The sequence below is a fragment of the Aestuariivirga litoralis genome (assembly GCF_003234965.1).
GTDB lineage: Bacteria > Pseudomonadota > Alphaproteobacteria > Rhizobiales > Aestuariivirgaceae > Aestuariivirga > Aestuariivirga litoralis.
Genome location: NZ_QKVK01000001.1, coordinates 412,445 through 429,452, shown reverse-complemented (window position 1 = coordinate 429,452; position 17,008 = coordinate 412,445). Strand labels below are relative to the sequence as shown.

Below are 17,008 nucleotides of genomic sequence, written 5' to 3'. Positions count from 1 at the left end.
GTCAGATCCTCGGGCGGTTTCCGGTGTGGATGCCATACATGTTGAGCAAATGCACCAGGGCCAAAAGTCCAACGAATCCAAACACCAGCAGGACGGGCGTGGTGGGGATGAGGCGCGGGGTGAGGTCCTTGCGGGGGCGGCGCTCCAGCCAGCCGAGGCCAACGACGATGGCGGCACAGGCGAGGAACAGGGCAAGCGTGATCAGGAATTCGGAGTTGTTGAAGAGCTCGGTCATCGGAGAGGCGGATTGGTTGACAGGTCAGGGTGACCCCGCTAAAGACCCCGCCAGTGTTCAACAGGCGGACCGGAGCCGGGCTCCTTCTGCCTGAATTATCAGGTGAAGTCCATGAAAGTCCGTAACTCGCTCAAGTCCCTGCTGAAGCGCCACCGCGATAACCGCATGGTGCGCCGCAAGGGCCGCATCTACATCATCAACAAGACCAACCCGCGCTTCAAGGCGCGCCAGGGCTAAGCATTCCCTGTTGCCAGTTTTGTGAACGCCGTGGACGGGATGCCGCCCACGGCGCTCTTTTTGTTGCCATGAAAGGCGGTGTAGAGTGACCGCCATGCGCGCCCGTTTCGCCAGCCTTGCCGCCCTTGCTCTGACCGCCGCCGTTCTTGCCCCCGCCGCCCTGGCCGAGGAGGCGCCGGTGCCGGGGGAGGCGCCCGCCATTGCGGCGCCCGAGGCCAGCGTGGCGGTGAAGCCCCTGAAGCCCGCCGAGCAGCGGGCCGACCAGCTGGACGTGCTGTTCGCCGAATTGCGGCGGCCCGGCGTGCAGGGCGGCGAGGTGGAGGAGAAGATCTGGGCGCTGTGGAGCGCCTCCGACTCGCCCACGGCGGAAGTGCTGCTCGGCCAGGCCAAGCAGGCCATCGAGGATGGTGCGCCGGCCGAGGCGCTGTCCATCCTCAACCGCCTGATCGGCGCCAACCCGGACTTCGCCGAGGCCTGGAACAAGCGTGCCACCCTCTATTTCATGATGAAGCGGGACGATGCGGCGCTGGCCGACATCAACCATGTGCTGGAGCTGGAGCCACGGCATTTCGGGGCGCTGGCCGGCAGGGGCATGATCTTCGAGCGCCAGAAGAAGTATTCCGCCGCCCGCGAGGCCTATGAGGAGGCGCTCGCCGTGAACCCGACGCTCGAACAGGTGAAGGCGGCGCTGAAGGAACTGGACCGGGTGGAGCAGGGAATCTAGCGCGTCCGCCGCGGAAATGCGTTGATGAGAAACAGCCGACGTGACAACCTTTGGTCGCGCCACCGCGATCCCGCAGGAGGCCGAATGGAGGTCGCCGCATGCCGCACTTCATCCGTTCCGTCAGTGACGGAGCATCGCTCGTCTTCAAGCTCACCGACATCACACCGTCCAGGCGTTCCGTGCGGCTGTGGGTGCACGGCTATGGCGGCGGCGGCGGCGGTGGCGGGGGTGGCGGCCAGGGCGGCAGCGGCGGGGGCGGCGGCGGCGGCTGCCAGGGCGAGCTGGTGCTGACGGACTGGCTGCAGGTGACGGAGCCAAGCTCGGCCATCGAATATCGCCTCATCGCCGGCACGGGCGGCGAGGGACACGACAACAAGCAGGATGGCGATGATGGCGGCGGCTCGGCCCTGCAGGTGCGAAAACCGGGGCGCGAGTGGCAGGACGTCGTCCGCTTCGAGGGCGGCAGGGGCGGCAAGGGGGGGATCGAATGGAATGGCCAACCCGGCTCGGTGCCGGGCGGCGCGGGCGGCAGCGGCACGCATGACGGCGGGGATGGTGGCGCGGGCGGCTTCGGCTGGTCGCACGCCGTTGGTGGCCATGGCGAAGGTGGGCAGCCTTCCGAGGAACGCCTGGGCGCAGGCGGTGGCGGCGGCGAAGGCGGTGGCGGCGCCGACCAGCCGAACGATGACCGCAAGGGTGGCGGCGGCGGCGGCGGTGGCGGCGGCCACGGCGCAGGGGGAGACGGCGCCTCGGCCCTCCCGCAACCCCGGCCTGCCACACCGGGGCTTCAGGGCGGCGGCGGTGGCGGCGGGCACGGCTATGCCGACAGGCTCGGTCCGCTGACCAAGGGCAGCAAAGGCGGCCCGGGCTTCATCGAAATCGCGCTGGAAGATTGACCCCTGCGGGCGTGCTCGAGCCTTATGCCGCTGCCTGGTGGCGGAGCGGGGCCCGCGCGCAGGCGGTGAGGATGGCGCGGCTGCGCAGGCCGCAGGCGTTGAAGAAGCCCTCATTGTGGGTGAAGGCATCGGCATAGAGGGCGAGGCCGCCGAAATGCTCGTCCGCCGCCTCCATCAGCAGCCGCCCGATGCCCATGCGCTGGTGCGAGGGGATGACACAGATCTCGGCGATCCATGCCACCATGCAGCCGTCGCTGAAGGCGCGGAGCAGACCCACCGGCTCACCCGCATGCAGCGCGAAACAGCCGAAGACGCCGGGGCCGAACAGCTGCGCCATCAGGTCAGGCCGGCCGATATAGTCCGACTCCGCACCGAAGCCCACGGAGGCGTAGATGTAGGCGAGCTGCTGCTCGGTGATGCAGGATGGATCTGTGCTGATCTCTATGTGCATGGTGCGGCCTCCGGTGAGGCGATGAGACAGCGATTCTCGACGCAGCGTCAAAATGAAAGAATTTGCAGAGCGCCGAGGTTCGTCATGCCAGCGCGAGCTGGCGCCCGGCTTTCGCTGGGGGGGGGAGGGTCGGGAGGTGCAGCTGCGCGCCACGCTCAGGACACGTAGGCGATGCGCAGCATGTTGGTGGCGCCGGGGGTGCCCAGCGGCAGGCCGGCGGTGATGATGATGCGCTGGCCGGCATCGGCGAAGCCTTCGCGCTGGGCGATGCCGGTGGCGCGGGTCACCATGTCGTCGAGGTCATGCGCGTCCTCGGTGAGGACGCAGTGCAGGCCCCAGGCGAGTGCAAGGCGGCGCGCCGTGGTGGCAATCGGCGTGAGCGCGATGATCGGCGTGTCCGGGCGCTCACGCGACATGCGCAGGCCGGTGGAGCCGGAGCCCGTGTAGCAGACGATGGCGGCGAGCTTGAGGGTTTCCGAGATCGAGCGCGCGGCACTCGAGATGGCGTCGGCACTCGTCGCCTGCGGCTCGGTGCGCTGGGCGGTGATGATGCCGCGATAGAGCTGGTCACGCTCCACCGCCTGGGCGATGCGGTCCATGGTGGCCACCGCCTTGTCGGGCCAGGCGCCGGTGGCGCTTTCGGCCGAGAGCATGATGGCATCCGCGCCTTCATAGACGGCGGTGGCGACGTCGGAGACTTCGGCACGCGTCGGCACCGGCTCGACGATCATCGACTCGAGCATCTGGGTGGCGACGATCACCGGCTTGCCGACGCGGCGCGCCGCACGGGTTATCTGCTTCTGCTTGGCGGGCACCGTCTCGAGCGGCAGTTCGACGCCTAAGTCACCGCGCGCCACCATCAGGCCGTCGGCGATCTCGAGGATCTCGTCCAGCACCGTGAGTGCTGCGGGCTTCTCGATCTTGGCCATGACGCCGGCGCGGCCGGCGATGAGCTTGCGCGCCTCGGCCACGTCATCGGCGCGCTGCACGAAGGACAGTGCGATCCAGTCGACGCCGACGGAGGCCGCGGCCTCGAGGTCGGCGCGGTCCTTCTCGGTCAAGGCGGGGATGGGGATCACCGTGTCGGGCAGGTTGACGCCCTTGCGGTCGGAGATCACGCCGCCGAAGATCACCTTGGTGGTGAGCTTCGCGGGTTCCGCCTTGATGATCTCGACGCGCAGCCGGCCGTCGTTGAGGAGCAGGTTGTCACCCACCTGGGCGGAGGCGAAGATCTCGGGGTGCGGCAGGTAGACGCGCGTCGCGTCGCCCGGCGTCTTGTCGGTGTCGAAGACGAAGATGTCGTCCGGGTTGATCTTCGCTTCCTTGGCGGCGAAGGTGCCGATGCGGATCTTGGGGCCCTGCAGGTCGGCGAGGATGCCGATGGGGCGCTTCAGCCGCGCCTCGACGGCGCGGATGTCATGGTGGAGCTGGCGCAGCAGGTCATGCTGGGTGTGGCTCATGTTGATGCGGAACACGTCCACGCCGGCGCGGAACAGTTTCTCCAGCATCTCGGGGGATGACGACGCGGGTCCCAGCGTCGCCACGATCTTCACGTTGCGGTTACGGCGCATTACTTTCCTTGCGTGGTCTTTTCGCCGGAGAGCGAGACGGTCCAGTCCTTCTCCTCGCCCGTGTCGACCTCGAAGAAGCCGGTCTTGGTGTAGCCGCGGCCCTCGCAATCCTCGATGCCGCGGATGGTGAAGACCTTGTCACGCGTGCACATGATCGACTTTCCGCCCCATGAACCGCCCTTGTCGTAGTCCACGGCGAAGACATAATAATAACGGGCGATCAGGTCGCCCTTGAGCAGCGGCATGCATTTCTGCGGCGCGATGGTCCACCAGCCCTCGGTGGCCCAGCCTTCCTTGTCCTTGTAGCCCAAGGCCACGCCGACGCGGCTTTCCGTATTGTTGCAGAGCTTGAGATCGGCATGGGCCGGAGCGGCCGCGAAGCCCAACATGACCAGTGCACCCGCCGCGAGCGCCGTGTTTCGAAGCATCCTGCCGCCTCCGGAAAAGTTCCGCGAATCTGTCATAGCTTTCCAATCTGACTTAAGCCGCGTCAACCCGGCAGGCAAAGACCTGCCGATTTGCGCGGCGTAACCGGATGACTGAGGGATTAGCCTCATCTATATGGCCAGTCCATGACAAAGATTTCCCCCACGGATGCGTACGAAATTGTGGCGGGCAGGGGCCCGGCGGGCCTGATTCTGCTCTGCGACCATGCCTCGAACGCGGTTCCGCCGGAGTATGGCGACCTGGGATTGCCCGCCGCCCAGTTCGACCGCCACATCGCCTATGACATCGGGGCGCGCGAGCTGACGCTGGGGCTGGCGGACAGGCTGGGGGCGCCCGCCGTGCTCTCGTGCTTTTCGCGACTTTTGATTGACCCCAACCGCGGGCTGGACGACCCCACCCTGATCATGCGGATTTCCGACGGGGCGGCGGTGCCGGGCAATGCGCAGGTGGACGAGGCCGAGCGGCAGCGGCGGATCGCCCGCTTCCACGCCCCCTATCACCGGGCGGTGGCGGAGGCGATCCGGGCCGTGGAGGTGCTGGGCGTGGTGCCGCTCGTCGTGTCGATCCACTCCTTCACGCCCAGCTGGCGCGGCTGGCCCAGGCCCTGGCACGTGGGCATCCTGTGGGACCGCGACGAGACGATCGCCACCGCCATGATCCGCGGCTTTGCGGCGCAGGGCGACCTTGTGGTGGGCGACAATGAGCCCTATCACGGGGCGCTCGAAGGCGATACGCTCAACACCCACGGCACGGTTCCCGGCCGGCCGCATGCCCTGATCGAGGTCCGGCAGGACCTGATCGCCGCCAAAACAGGTGTGGACGAGTGGGTCGGGCGGGTGGCCCGGGTGATCGAACCGATTATGAATGACCTCCGGCGAGACCCGGACCTGCAGAGGCGCTCACGACCATGACCATCGACGACAAGACCAAGACCGAACTGGAGGCCGCCGCCTTCCGCCGCCTGCTCGAGCACCTGCGCGGCCGCACCGACGTGCAGAACATCGACATGATGAATCTGGCGGGCTTCTGCCGCAACTGCCTGTCCAACTGGTTCGAGGACGCCGCCAAGGCGAAGGGCGTGGCGGTGACGCGCGATGAGGCCCGCACCATGGTCTATGGCATGCCCTATGACGAGTGGAAGGCCAGGCACCAGTCCGCCGCCAGCGACGAGCAGAAGGCGAAGTTCGCCCAGTCCCACAAGCACTGAATTCCGCGGAGCCCGACATGAACAAGACGACATTCGCCCATGGCCAGCTGAAATCCATCGTCGAGCGCATCGAGCGCCTGGAGGAGGAGAAGAAGGTGATCGCCGGCGACATCAAGGAAGTCTATGCCGAGGCCAAGGCCAATGGCTTCGACACCAAGATCCTGCGCAAGGTCATCAGCCTGCGCAAGAAGGACGCCGCCGAGCGCGAGGAAGAGGAATCGATGCTCGACGTCTATCTCGCCGCCCTCGGCATGATCCCGGGCGCAGGCGAGGAAGCCGCCTGACGGGCCTTTCGGATCAGGCCGCGCGCGGCCTGGCCGCCAGCGCCCCGGCAAGCCGGCGCCCCATCTCGATCCCCGGCCTTTCGACAAAGGTGTAGGACAGCCAGGCGAGCGGCACCGACAGGGCGAGCACGATGCCGGCCTTGAAGCCGAACATCAGCGTGCGCCCGCCAAGGCTCGTCACGGTCTCGGGGCTGTAGCCCCACTGGGCCAGCTTGATGGTGAGGAACTGCAGCAGCGGATAGTGCAGCAGGTAGAGGCTGAAGGAGATGCGGCCGAGAAAGCGCACGACGTTGGTGTCGAGGAGTTTCGAGACGCCGGCAAAGCGGCGCTGCGCCACCAGGTAGACGAGCAGGAAGCAGGCCGGGATCTCCAGCCACATCCAGTTGTTCCAGCGCCAGTAGAGCCAGTCGCGCGCCTCACCCGCAGCGATCTCGGGCGACCAGACATAGAGCACCACGGCGACGGCGCCCGCGGCGAGGCCGGCCGGACCCTGCATCAGCGCGATGAAGCTGCGGGGCACATAGGAAACCATGAGCCCGGCATAGAAGAACACCATGAAGGGCAGGGCGAGCGGCTGCTGCAGCAGGATGCAGGCCAGCAGCAGCAGGCCGAACACCACGGCGCTGAGCAGTGCGCCGCCGCGGCTCGCCGCCTGCGCCATGAAGGGCATGAGGATGCTGCCGGTGACCTCGATGTACATGGTCCAGATGACGATGTTCAGCGTGAAGTCCCACAGCACGGCCGCCTTGAGGAACTGCCGGAAGTCGCCGTAGCCGATGCCATAGGCGAAGGCGAGGGCGATGACGAGCGACACCCAGGTGGCCGGAAGCAGGCGGAACAGGCGGCGCAGCAGATAGCCCGCATAGTCCTGCGGCCCGCGGACCGGCGTGCGCTCCAGCTGGCAGCCGAGCACGAAGCCGCTGAGCACGAAGAACAGCAGCACGGCCGGCTGCGGGTTGAACACGCCGCCGATCAGCGTGTGCAGCCAGGCCAGGTCCGGCCCCAGGTAATTGGCGGTGGGAAAGGCGTGCAGGTAGCAGTGGCCGATGAGCACGCTGAGGCTGGCTATTCCCCGCAGGCCCTCGAGCTCTGGATAGAAGCGGCTCTCTACGGTTCGCAGCATGGCAAGGGCTGATATGCGCTGGCGATGGCCTTGTCCAGCGCGCTGCATGCACGCTCAGCCACCGGCGGGCGCCGCAGGCTGCGCGCCATCGCCGGCCTGCGACTGCAGCCAGAGGAAGTAGGACTCACCCGCGGTGGCGAAGGGGCGCGGGAAGGCCATGCGCAGGCTGGCGCGGCGGCGATAGAGGTGGCGGGCCTCGCGCGGGATGGGCACACCATTGTCGAAGTGCCCGTAATGCCACCAGCCTGCCGGAATCTCCGGCGCGGCGGCTTCGGCGATCTGGCGGCCGTACCACCACCAGAGCTCATGAATCTCGATGCTGGCGCCGGCATGGCCCTGCGTCTTGACCTCGGCGGCGGGGCCTTGCCCGGTGAAATGGAAGAAGCGCAGCGGATGGCCGTTGACCAGAGCCTGCCCCGCGGGGTCGAAGCTCATGCGGCGCTGGCTGAGGTTCCGGCTCGCAACGTTGTAGCCGGGATCTCGCAGCACCTTCACCCGGTCGAACAGGCAGGGCACCAGGTTGCACCATTTCTGGTTGACGAACAGGCCGTCCGCGTGGTTGTCGTGGCACCAGTCGAGCAGGCGGTCACGCCACCAATGGGCGAAGCGGCGTCCCTCCGCATCGTTGGCGACGGCGATGAAACCGAGATCGAACACGCCATGGGCCAGCGAGGCGATCTCGTTGTCCCTGATGGCGATGCGCGCGGCGCGCGGTTCCGGGTCGACCTGGTGCGGCGTCAGCACCACGGCGTGCTGATCGAGCAGCCCGACCACCTCGTCCATGGTGTTGAACAGGGCGATGTCCGGATCGAAGAAGAACAGCTTCTCGCAATCCGGAAAATCCATGAGCCTGGCCATGGCGGGGCCCTTCACCGCGGCGCAGGCCTCGACGATGTCATGGCCGAAGAGCCACTGGCCGGCTTCCTCGCCGATCAGTTCCTCCGCCGTCAGCAGCCCGTCGAACTGTTCGGCCGGGGGATCGAAGACGAAACCCTCGGGCGGCCGGTCGGTGATGACGGCCCACAGCTTCCAGTCCGGGTGCAGCGCCTTCAGCGTGCGTGCCAGCACGCGGGCGCGGCCGAGCTGGCTGAAGGTGAAGCTGGAAAAGGCGTAGACGGTCATTGGCCTGCTCCCGCGCCGACGAGGTCCAGCGTCATGCGGCTGCGCTCCACCAGCACCGTTTCGTACGGACGTTCACGCCGGAAGCCACTCACGAAGCTGAGCAGGCGCCCGTCACGCAAGGCGTCGAGCAGGTCGCGCGGCGTGTCGAGGACGAGGCCCCGCCCGGTGTGGCGCACGGTGGCGGCCACATTGCCGCTGTCGGGATTGGTGATGACCAGCGCACCGCCGGCAAGCGCCTCGTGGGTGGTGAAGGAGAAGGTTTCCGGAACCGCAGGCCAGTGCAGCAGCACGTCGACCTGCTGCTCGCGCATGGCGCGGATCATCGCATCATGGTCGTCACCACTGACCTGGACACTGATCGCGTTTACCCCGGCGGCGTCGATGGCGGATGAGCCGAGATAGAGGAAGGTGGCGGGCAGCGCCTCGGCCCGTGCGGCGGCGGCCAGCTCGCAGAATTCGAGCCAGCCCTTGTGCACCGAGGGCACGCCGGCGAAGGCGATGACGAGGGGCCGCACCGCTTCCGGCGCAGGCGCATCGGCCGGCGCACTGCCCTGCCATTGCAGCCTCATGTGCGGGTGCACCCGGAGACTGGCGGCGGCAAACCCGCCCCGGCGGGACCACAGCTCCGCGACATAGCCGGAGGGGGCCACGACGTTGAGCGCCGCGGTCTCGAAGAGCCGCGTCATGCGCGGCAGGTGGCGGGCCCGCTCCGCGCCATAGAGGCAGAGGGAACAGGCGTTGGAACCCGGTGCGGGGCCGCCGCAGAAGGCGATGCCGTTGCGCTGGAGATGGGCGCTGGGGCAGAGCGTGACGAAGTCATGCAGCCAGAGCCAGGTTTCGCCGCCCGCCATGGCAAGCCCGGCGATGGCCTCCGCGCTGTGCCCGAGCAACTGGTGAATGACCGTGGCGAGCGCCGTGAAATCCGCCGCGACGGCGCGCACCGCCGCGACGACGGCGGAGGACGGTGCGGCACCGAGAGGTTCTCCCGCCAGCACCAGCGAAACGGCTGGGTCGGGGTCATCGGTGGCATGCGCGAGACGGGGCAGCGGCTGCCAGGGATGGAGGTTCAGGTAGAGCCAGCCGTCTTCCGCGGCGGCCTTCTGTTCGAGCTGGATGCAATGCTGCACGCCGCCCGTGATGCTGGTGTAGTCGTCGTGGCTCACCGAGATCATCAGCCGGCCGGCGCCTGCGGCGCGGCGCTCCTGAAGCAGGCCGGCCAGCTGCCCGGCGGTGAGGAGGTCCGCTGGCCCGTCGCGCCGCCAGCGGCTAACCGTCTGCTCCAGCGGCACGAGCTTGCGCAGCAGGGCGGCGGGTGGCGTGACGGGGCGCTGCCCGACGCGGCCTTCGTCCCGCCCCGACAGCAGGTAGTGGTAGAACGGGTTGACGCCGGCCCTGGCGATGTCCTGGTAGGTATCGAGATAGAGCGACACCGAGAACCATGGGGCGGGATCGCGGCGCTGGCGCCAGCCGATGGCGCAGAAATGCGCCTCCGGAGAGAGGCCCGAGGCCGCGACGCCGGGGTTGCGGGCGAGGTAGAAGGCGGCATCGAACTCTGCTGCGATGACCTTCACTTCGCGCGCGATCCGCGCCGGTTCGTCAAGCGCGCGGGGCAGGCGGCCGCGATGCCGGCCCGATGCCAGATAGTGCTGGAACGGGTTGACCATGGCCGCGGCAATGTCCGGGTAGGTGTCGAGGTAGAAGCCGACGGAGAACCATGGCGCGGGGTCGCGCCGCTCACGCCAGCCGGTGCGGCAGAAGTGCTCCTCGGGCGGCTGGCTGCTGGCGGCGACGTCGGGGTTGCAGGCGAGGTAATAGGCGGCATCGAAGGACTCGCGGATCGCCGCAGCCTCCGCTGCGATCCGGGCGTCGTCGTCGGGTGGCCGGGGCAGGAGCCCGCGCTGCCGGCCGGAGACCAGGTAGTGGTGGAACGGGTTGATGCCGGCGGCGGCGACATCGGGGTTGGTCCCGAGATAGTGGCGGACCGAGAACCAGGGCGCGGGGTCGCGCTGCTCCTTCCACCCGCTGCGGCAGAAATGCTCTTCCGGCGGCATGCCGCTCTCGGCCACATCCGGATTGCGGGCGCGGTAGAAGGCGGCATCGAAGAACGGGCGGATGGCCTCCACCTCGCGCGCCACGGCTGCCTCCCGGGGATCGGCAGGCACCTGTTGCGCCACCGGGGCAGTGGCGGTGGCAAAGGCCTCCATCAGCTGGCGGCGGTACTGCTCCTTCTGCAGGAGCAGGGCTGCGAGGTCGTCGGCGTCGCCGAGCGCCATCAGCCGGCGGCGCTTCGCCATGGTTCCGGCAAGGCTCTCCACCCGCTCCGCCGCGATGGCCAGCACGCCGCACTCCGCGGCATCACCGAAAATGTTGGTGGCGTGGGCATTGCGATTGGCAGGGTTGAAGGCCGGCGCAATGTGGCCGAAGCAGCGATAGTCATGGCGGAGGAGTTCGGCCATGACGTCGAGCCCCGGCGCCAGGGCGTTGAGTTCGCAATAGACGACGGGGCGGGCGCGCCGCAGGAGCCCCGCCGCGCCGCGCAGGGCGGCCGCCTCCATGCCTTCCACGTCGAGCTTGATGAAGCTCGCCGCGGCGAGATCAAGCGCATCGAGGGTGATGGCCGGCACGCCGCCGTCGGCTGCGGGCTCGAGCTGGTTGCCACCGGCATTGCCGTCCGCCCGGCGGATGGTGAAACGCGCCCCGGCCGAGTCGGTGGCCGCGGCATTGAGCAGGGTGATGTTGCCGGCGTCTGGCGAGGCCTGCACCGTCTGCGCGAGCAGGGCAAAGGTTTCGGGCGCGGCCTCGATGGCGATGACGCGGCCGCCAGGCCGGACCTGCGTGGCGAATGCCAGGCTGTGGGTGCCGAAACAGGCCCCGACATCGAGCACCGTGTCGCCGGGGCGGATGAATGCCAAGAGGTCGTCGATCTCGTTCTGCGCCCACTCGCCGTAGAGACGGAGCGAATCGCTGATGAGGTCGGCGCCCGCGGGGATGAAGATTTGGCCGTAGCGGGTGTCGATGGCGCGCGCCGCCGTGCTCTGCTCGCTCATGGGCGCCTGCGCGGCGGGCCGCCGGCAGGTGATGCGTCCGGCGTGAAGACGAAGTGGCGGAACAGGAGATAGGTCAGCGCCGCGCTGAGCGGCTGCAGGATGAGCTGCGCCACGAGGGGCGACAACCCGGCCTCGATGAGCCCGCGCAAGGCCAGCGCGTTCATGACATAGACGGCACAATAGACGGCGATGAAGCGCGGCAGCAGGCCGAGGCGCGACTGGCGGAAGACGATGCGCCCGGTGGTGAGGAAGTTGAAGGCGACGCCAACCACGAAGGCCACCGCAAGGGCGATTTCGGGCGCCAGCCCCAGCGCCAGGCCGAGGCCGTAGACGGCGAAGCCGAAGACCGTGTTGAGGCCACCCACCAGCAGGAAACGCAGGATGCGCCAGGCCTCCGGCGAGGCCCACTCGCGCGGCGCGGTCATGGCCGGCAGCCGGTGCTGGCGCGGATGGCGTGGCGCTGCATCAGCTGCGGCGCCCCCCGGCAAAGCCCGGCGGCCGCGGATAGGCGACGAAGCGGTTGCCCTCCGCGTAGTCTTCATCCGCGAGATAGGGATACTGGTCGTTGATCGGCCGGCCCATCTCGAGCTTGGGCTCGATCAGCGTCTGGTCGCTGAGGATGACGTCGATCAGGGTCGGGCCGTTGCGGAAGAGGTCCGGCGTCATGTCCTCCAGCCTTTCGACGCGGGCATGGCGGATGCCATAGGCCTCAGCGATGCGGCCGAAGTCCGGGGCGCTGTAGCCCAGCTGCGAGCCGGTGTAGCGGCCGCCGAGATAGCTGTCCTGGAACTGCTTGATGATGCCATAGGAGCCGTTGTTCATGACCACGATGGCGATGTCGAGGCCGAGGCGGCGCACGGTTTCAAGTTCCTGCAGGTTCACCTGGAAGCCGCCGTCGCCGTTGTAGGACACGACCTGGCGCTCCGGCGCCTCGAGCTTGGCGCCGATGGCGGCGCACAGCGCATAGCCCATCGGCGAATTGCCGCCCGCCGTGAACAGCCGGTGCCGCGACACCTCGAAGGCCTGGTAGAGCCAGCACAGGGCGGCGCCCGTGTCGGCCGCGACGATGGCATCCGGCGCGATCAGGTGGCGTATGCGGCGCACCACGTCATAGGGGCTGAGGCTGTTGAGGCGAAGCGCCGAGCTGCTGGTCTCGCGGCCATGGTAGCGGGCCTTCATGGTGCGGAGGTAGTCCTGCCAGTCGGCCGCGACGGGCGGGGCCTGGACCGCTGCGAGGATTTCGGGGAGGAGCTGGAGGTCGATCTCCGTGGTACGGTAGGCGCCGCCGTATTTCTGCAGTTCCGCCGGGTCGACGTCGAAGACGTGGACGGTGGCGCCGGTGGCGAAATTGGCGGGGTTGCCGGAGCGCTGGCGGTTGTCGAGGCGGCTGCCGAGCACGATCACCGTATCGGCGTTCTGCAGCGCGAAATTGGCGCCGCGGTTGCCATAGACGCCGATCTGGCCGAGGAAGCCCGGCATGGCGTGGTCGAAGCCGTCGAGCCCCGCCCAGCTGGCGACGAAGGGCAGGCCGGACTGCGCCAGCCAGCGCGCCAGGGCTGGTGCCGCACCGGCCATGTTGACCCCGCCGCCCCACAGCACCAGTGGCCGGCGCGCCGCCGCCAGCGTGGCGCCGAGCGCCTCTGCCGCCGCCGCCGCAGGGGCCGGATCGGGTCTCGTCACGGGCGCGGCCTCCGGCATGTCGTCGGGCATCTCGGCCTGCTGCACGTCCATCGGCACGTCGATCAGCACCGGGCCCATGCGGCCTGACAGCGCGATGGCGAGGCCCTTCGCCAGTTCGCGGCGCAACTCCTCCACGTTACGCACCAGCACGGCGTATTTCACCACCGGGCGCACCATGTCGACGATGCGGGTTTCCTGGAAGCCCGACTGGCGGACCTTTGCGCCGTGCACCGCGCTGCTTTCGCGCTGGTTGACCTGGCCGGTGATGTGAAGGCTCGGAATGGAATCGAAAAAGGAACAGGCGATGCCGGTGATGAGGTTGGTGGCGCCGGGCCCGGAGGTGGCCATGGTGACGCCGACCCGGCGGCTGACGCGCCACACGGCATCCGCCGCCATGGCGGCCGCCTGCTCGTGCTGGAAGCAGACGAGCTCCAGCGCCGGGTGGCGGCCCACCGCATCGAGCATGAAGGCGCAGGCACCGCCGGTCATGGCGTGGACATGGCGGCAGCCGGCACGCGCCAGGAAGGCGGCGATGTATTCGGCGCCCGTCATGGCGAGACCCGGGCGCGGATGTAGTGGCGGAGGCTGTCCATCATGTAGTCGAGCTGGTCGGTGCCGAGGCCGGGGTAGACGCCGGTCCAGAAGCTGCGGTTCATCACCACGTCGCTGCCCTCGAGCGGCCCGGCGACGCGGTGCGGGCGGTCCTTCATGTAGGGCTGGCGCAGCAGGTTGCCGCCGAACAGCAGGCGGGTTCCGACCTTGCGCTCGTCGTTCAGCCAGCGCAGCAGGTCCTCGCGGTCGATCGGAACGCCGGGGCGCAGCGTCATGCAGAAGCCGAACCACGAGGGCTCGCTGCCGTCCGTGGCGCGCGGCAGGATCAGCACGTCCTCGAGATCGGCGAGCCCGTCGCGCAGGTATTGCCAGTTGGCGCGGCGGGCGGCCACGAAACCGTCGAGCCGTGCCAGCTGCGCCACGCCGATGGCCGCCTGCATGTCGGTGATCTTCAGGTTATAGCCGAGGTGGGAGTAGGTGTATTTGTGGTCGTAGCCCGGGGGCAGCTCGCCCAGCTGCCAGGCGAAGCGCTTGTTGCAGGTGTTGTCCTTGCCCGGTTCGCAATAGCAGTCGCGGCCCCAGTCGCGCAGCGACTCGACGATCTTCTTGAAGCGCGTGGTGCTGCACAGCACTGCACCCCCCTCGCCCATGGTGATGTGATGGGCGGGATAGAAGGACAGCGTGGCCAGCTCGCCGAAGGTGCCGACCTGGCGCCCGCCATAGCTCGCGCCCAGTGCATCGCAGCAGTCCTCGACCAGGAACAGGCCATGCTTGCGGCAGAAGGCGGTGACGGCCGCGAGGTCGAAGGGATTGCCCAGCGCATGGGCCAGCACCACCGCGCGGGTGCGCGGGCTCAGCGCCTCCTCGAGGCGGCTCACGTCCATGTTGTAGGTGCCGAGCTCGACATCGAGAAAGACCGGCACGAGGCCGTTCTGGAGAATGGGGTTCACCGTCGTCGGGAAGCCGGTGGCGCAGGTGATGACCTCGTCGCCCGGCCGCAGGGCGCGCTTGCCCAGTTCATGCGACAGCAGCGCCGAGACCGCCAGCAGGTTGGCAGACGAGCCGGAGTTCACCGCCAGCGCGCGGCGCACGCCCGCCTGGCGCGCCAGCTGGCTTTCGAACTGTGCGTTGAAGCGCCCGGTGGTGAGCCAGAAGTCGAGCGCCGAGTCGACGAGGTTGCGCATCTCGGCGGCGCCCAGCACCTTTCCCGCCGGCGGCACCGGGCTTGCACCGGGCACGAAGGGCTTCGGGCCGTGGGCCAGCATGGCATAGCGCTCCGACAGCGCGAGGATCTGGCGGCGCAGGGCGGCGATCTCGGCAAGGTGATGATCGCTCATGCCAGCGCCGCCGGCTGCAGGCCGGAGATCCGGCCGATCTGGGCCCGCGTCACGGCCACCATGTCCTCGCGTCTCATCCATGCTCCATACCAGTCGGCGGTGAGGCCGATCGCCTCGTCGAGGCTGAACAGCGTTCCAAGCCCCAGCCGGCTGCGCGCCCTGGCGCAGTCGAGGGTGAGCAGGCCCGCCTCGTGCGGGGCCGCGGGATCGCTCGCCACGTCGATGCGGCCGCGCCCGAGGGCGCTGACCATGCGGCGCGCCACCTCGATCACCGGGCGCGCGTCCTGCGCCGAGGGACCGATGTTCCAGGCACCCTCGCAGCCCTCACGGCCTTCGCACAGATGCTCCGCCAGCACGAGATAGGCGCAGAGCGGCTCGAGCACGTGCTGCCACGGCCGCACCGCGTGGGGATTGCGCAGGGTGACGGTGCCGGAGGGACCGGCACAGCCGCGGATGATGTCGGGGATGAGCCGGTCGGCCGCCCAGTCGCCACCGCCGATGACATTGCCGGCCCGCGCGCTGGCGATGCGCGCCGGGTGGCGCCCCGGTCCGAAGAAGCTGCGGCGCATCGAGTTCACGGCGATCTCGGCGCAGGCCTTGCTGGCGCTGTAGGGATCATGCCCGCCAAGCTCGTCGGTCTCGCGGTAGGCCCAGGGCCATTCGCGGTTCTCGTAGACCTTGTCGGTGGTGACCATCACCACCGCCCGCACCCCATCACAGCCGCGCACGGCGTCCAGCAGGTTCACCGAACCCAGGGCGTTGACGGCGAAGGTCTCCGCGGGCCGGGCGTAGGAGGCGCGCACCAGCGCCTGGGCCGCGAGGTGCAGGACCACCTCCGGCTGGTTGCGCGCCAGGGCGGCGTTCAGCGCGGCGCGGTCGTTGATATCGGCATGGACGAAGTGGCCGCGCTGCGCGATGCCCAGCATGTCATGCAGGTTCGGCCCCGCTTCGGGCGGGAGGGCGAGGCCCGACACCTCGGCCCCCATCTCGCTGAGCAGGAAGGCCAGCCACGCCCCCTTGAAGCCGGTGTGGCCGGTGATGAACACGCGGCGCCCCTGCCAGAAGCGCGGGGTCACCATGATTTCCACGGGGCGCGCCCGCTGTCCCACAGCTGCTCGAGGTAAATCTTGTCGCGCAGCGTGTCGATGGGATGGAAGAAGCCCTCGTGGCGGTAGGCGAAGAGCTCGGCATCCGCCGCGAGGCGCTGCAGCGGCGCTTGTTCCCACACCGTGTCGTCGCCGTCGAGATAGGCGCCGACCTTCGGCGACAGCACGAAGAACCCGCCATTGATGAAGCCGCCCTCGCCATGCGGCTTCTCGCGGAACTCGCGTACCCGGTCGCCGTCGAGGTCAAGGACACCGAAGCGGCGCGGCGGATAGACGGCGGTGACGGTGGCGAGCCCGCCATGGGCGTCATGGAAGCGCAGCGTCGCGGCGATGTCGAGGTCGCTCACGCCGTCGCCATAGGTCAGGCAGAAGCGGTCGCCCTCGATCCGGTCGAGCACGCGGGCGAGGCGGCCCCCGGTCATGGTGCGCTCGCCGGTGTCGACGATGGTCACCCGCCAGTCCTCCGCGTCGTTGCGGTGGATCGCCATTTCGGACCTGGCGAGGTCGAAGGTCACGTCCGACATGTGGAGCGCGTAGTTGGCGAAGAATTCCTTGAGCAGGTGGCCCTTGTAGCCGGCACAGATGATGAACTCGTTCATGCCGTGCGCCGCATAGGACTTCATGATGTGCCAGAGGATGGGACGGCCGCCCACTTCCACCAGCGGCTTTGGCTTGACCAGCGTTTCCTCGCTGATGCGGGTGCCGAGGCCACCTGCCAGAATGACGACTTGAACCACCTTGCTGCCGATGCCCCATGCTGAATAGCAAAAAGCGCTTTATGTGGTACATGCCCCGACGCGGCTACCAACTTAAGTTTGCAGATACGCCCGTTTGCCGCCGGTCTGCAGCAGATGGTGGATGACGCGGTTGCGGCCGCATGCGGCGGATGACGGCGGCGGGGAGAGCGACTATGGCTACCGCGAACGCCGTCCTTGTCCTGCCGCGGCGCGCGATGACGAACGGCACACCCGCTGCGACCCAGCGTGGAG

General features: G+C 68.7%; 18 protein-coding genes. 6 read left to right on the top strand and 12 right to left on the bottom strand.

Annotation, left to right across the window (positions count from 1 at the left end):
• Position 1: 1 nt before the first annotated feature.
• Positions 2-235, bottom strand: coding sequence for a hypothetical protein (locus DK847_RS02140; protein ID WP_111195956.1), 234 nt, complete (start codon positions 233-235; stop codon positions 2-4).
• Positions 236-346: 111 nt separating this feature from the next.
• Between DK847_RS02140 and ykgO the strand changes: the two genes are divergently transcribed.
• The 3 genes from ykgO to DK847_RS20505 all read left to right on the top strand — a co-directional run bounded on the left by ykgO (position 347) and on the right by DK847_RS20505 (position 2,092).
• Positions 347-472: a type B 50S ribosomal protein L36 gene (gene ykgO, locus DK847_RS02135; RefSeq protein ID WP_111195955.1), complete on the top strand. Its 126-nt coding sequence runs from the start codon at positions 347-349 to the stop codon at positions 470-472.
• Positions 473-566: 94 nt separating this feature from the next.
• Positions 567-1,196, top strand: a complete 630-nt coding sequence (locus DK847_RS02130) for a tetratricopeptide repeat protein (RefSeq protein ID WP_111195954.1) — start codon at positions 567-569, stop codon at positions 1,194-1,196.
• A gap of 98 nt (positions 1,197-1,294) precedes the next feature.
• A complete protein-coding gene (locus DK847_RS20505) occupies positions 1,295-2,092 on the top strand; it encodes a hypothetical protein (RefSeq protein WP_161957106.1) in 798 nt (265 codons plus the stop codon).
• Between the two features lie 22 nt (positions 2,093-2,114).
• On the opposite strand, the gene DK847_RS02120 is transcribed toward DK847_RS20505, so the two are convergent.
• The 3 genes from DK847_RS02120 to DK847_RS02110 all read right to left on the bottom strand — a co-directional run bounded on the left by DK847_RS02120 (position 2,115) and on the right by DK847_RS02110 (position 4,542).
• Positions 2,115-2,543: a GNAT family N-acetyltransferase gene (locus DK847_RS02120; RefSeq protein ID WP_111195953.1), complete on the bottom strand. Its 429-nt coding sequence runs from the start codon at positions 2,541-2,543 to the stop codon at positions 2,115-2,117.
• Positions 2,544-2,698: 155 nt separating this feature from the next.
• Complete coding sequence (gene pyk, locus DK847_RS02115) at positions 2,699-4,114, bottom strand: pyruvate kinase (RefSeq protein ID WP_111195952.1); 1,416 nt, start codon at positions 4,112-4,114, stop codon at positions 2,699-2,701.
• On the bottom strand, positions 4,114-4,542 hold the full coding sequence (locus tag DK847_RS02110) for a DUF1036 domain-containing protein (RefSeq protein WP_111195951.1): 429 nt from the start codon (positions 4,540-4,542) through the stop codon (positions 4,114-4,116). The genes pyk and DK847_RS02110 overlap by 1 nt, the downstream gene beginning before the upstream one ends.
• Before the next feature lie 144 nt (positions 4,543-4,686).
• Here DK847_RS02110 and DK847_RS02105 point away from each other — a divergent pair, with 144 nt between their 5' ends.
• From DK847_RS02105 to DK847_RS02095, 3 genes are read left to right on the top strand one after another with little or no spacing between them, the layout of a single operon-like run.
• Positions 4,687-5,472 (top strand): N-formylglutamate amidohydrolase, encoded by a 786-nt coding sequence (locus tag DK847_RS02105; RefSeq protein ID WP_111195950.1) that lies wholly within the window; start codon positions 4,687-4,689, stop codon positions 5,470-5,472.
• Positions 5,469-5,768: a DUF1244 domain-containing protein gene (locus tag DK847_RS02100; RefSeq protein ID WP_111195949.1), complete on the top strand. Its 300-nt coding sequence runs from the start codon at positions 5,469-5,471 to the stop codon at positions 5,766-5,768. The genes DK847_RS02105 and DK847_RS02100 overlap by 4 nt, the downstream gene beginning before the upstream one ends.
• A 17-nt stretch (positions 5,769-5,785) precedes the next feature.
• Positions 5,786-6,052: a DUF2312 domain-containing protein gene (locus DK847_RS02095; RefSeq protein WP_111195948.1), complete on the top strand. Its 267-nt coding sequence runs from the start codon at positions 5,786-5,788 to the stop codon at positions 6,050-6,052.
• Positions 6,053-6,065: 13 nt separating this feature from the next.
• On the opposite strand, the gene DK847_RS02090 is transcribed toward DK847_RS02095, so the two are convergent.
• From DK847_RS02090 to rfbF, 8 genes are read right to left on the bottom strand one after another with little or no spacing between them, the layout of a single operon-like run.
• The gene (locus tag DK847_RS02090) at positions 6,066-7,175 is read right to left on the bottom strand and encodes an acyltransferase family protein (RefSeq protein WP_161957105.1); all 1,110 of its coding nucleotides are present in this window, start codon (positions 7,173-7,175) and stop codon (positions 6,066-6,068) included.
• A 54-nt stretch (positions 7,176-7,229) separates the two neighbouring features.
• Entirely contained in the window at positions 7,230-8,297 is a 1,068-nt protein-coding gene (locus tag DK847_RS02085) for a hypothetical protein (protein ID WP_111195946.1), read from the bottom strand.
• The gene (locus DK847_RS02080; RefSeq protein WP_111195945.1) at positions 8,294-11,344 is read right to left on the bottom strand and encodes an FkbM family methyltransferase; all 3,051 of its coding nucleotides are present in this window, start codon (positions 11,342-11,344) and stop codon (positions 8,294-8,296) included. The genes DK847_RS02085 and DK847_RS02080 overlap by 4 nt, the downstream gene beginning before the upstream one ends.
• Complete coding sequence (locus DK847_RS02075) at positions 11,341-11,769, bottom strand: GtrA family protein (RefSeq protein ID WP_161957104.1); 429 nt, start codon at positions 11,767-11,769, stop codon at positions 11,341-11,343. The genes DK847_RS02080 and DK847_RS02075 overlap by 4 nt, the downstream gene beginning before the upstream one ends.
• A gap of 40 nt (positions 11,770-11,809) precedes the next feature.
• Complete coding sequence (locus tag DK847_RS02070) at positions 11,810-13,576, bottom strand: thiamine pyrophosphate-binding protein (RefSeq protein ID WP_111195943.1); 1,767 nt, start codon at positions 13,574-13,576, stop codon at positions 11,810-11,812.
• Positions 13,573-14,913, bottom strand: coding sequence for a lipopolysaccharide biosynthesis protein RfbH (rfbH, locus tag DK847_RS02065; RefSeq protein WP_111195942.1), 1,341 nt, complete (start codon positions 14,911-14,913; stop codon positions 13,573-13,575). Before rfbH ends, DK847_RS02070 begins: the two co-directional genes overlap by 4 nt.
• Positions 14,910-15,992, bottom strand: coding sequence for a CDP-glucose 4,6-dehydratase (gene rfbG, locus DK847_RS02060; protein ID WP_111196322.1), 1,083 nt, complete (start codon positions 15,990-15,992; stop codon positions 14,910-14,912). The genes rfbH and rfbG overlap by 4 nt, the downstream gene beginning before the upstream one ends.
• Positions 15,986-16,756, bottom strand: coding sequence for a glucose-1-phosphate cytidylyltransferase (rfbF, locus tag DK847_RS02055; RefSeq protein ID WP_111195941.1), 771 nt, complete (start codon positions 16,754-16,756; stop codon positions 15,986-15,988). The genes rfbG and rfbF overlap by 7 nt, the downstream gene beginning before the upstream one ends.
• Positions 16,757-17,008 lie beyond the last annotated feature (252 nt).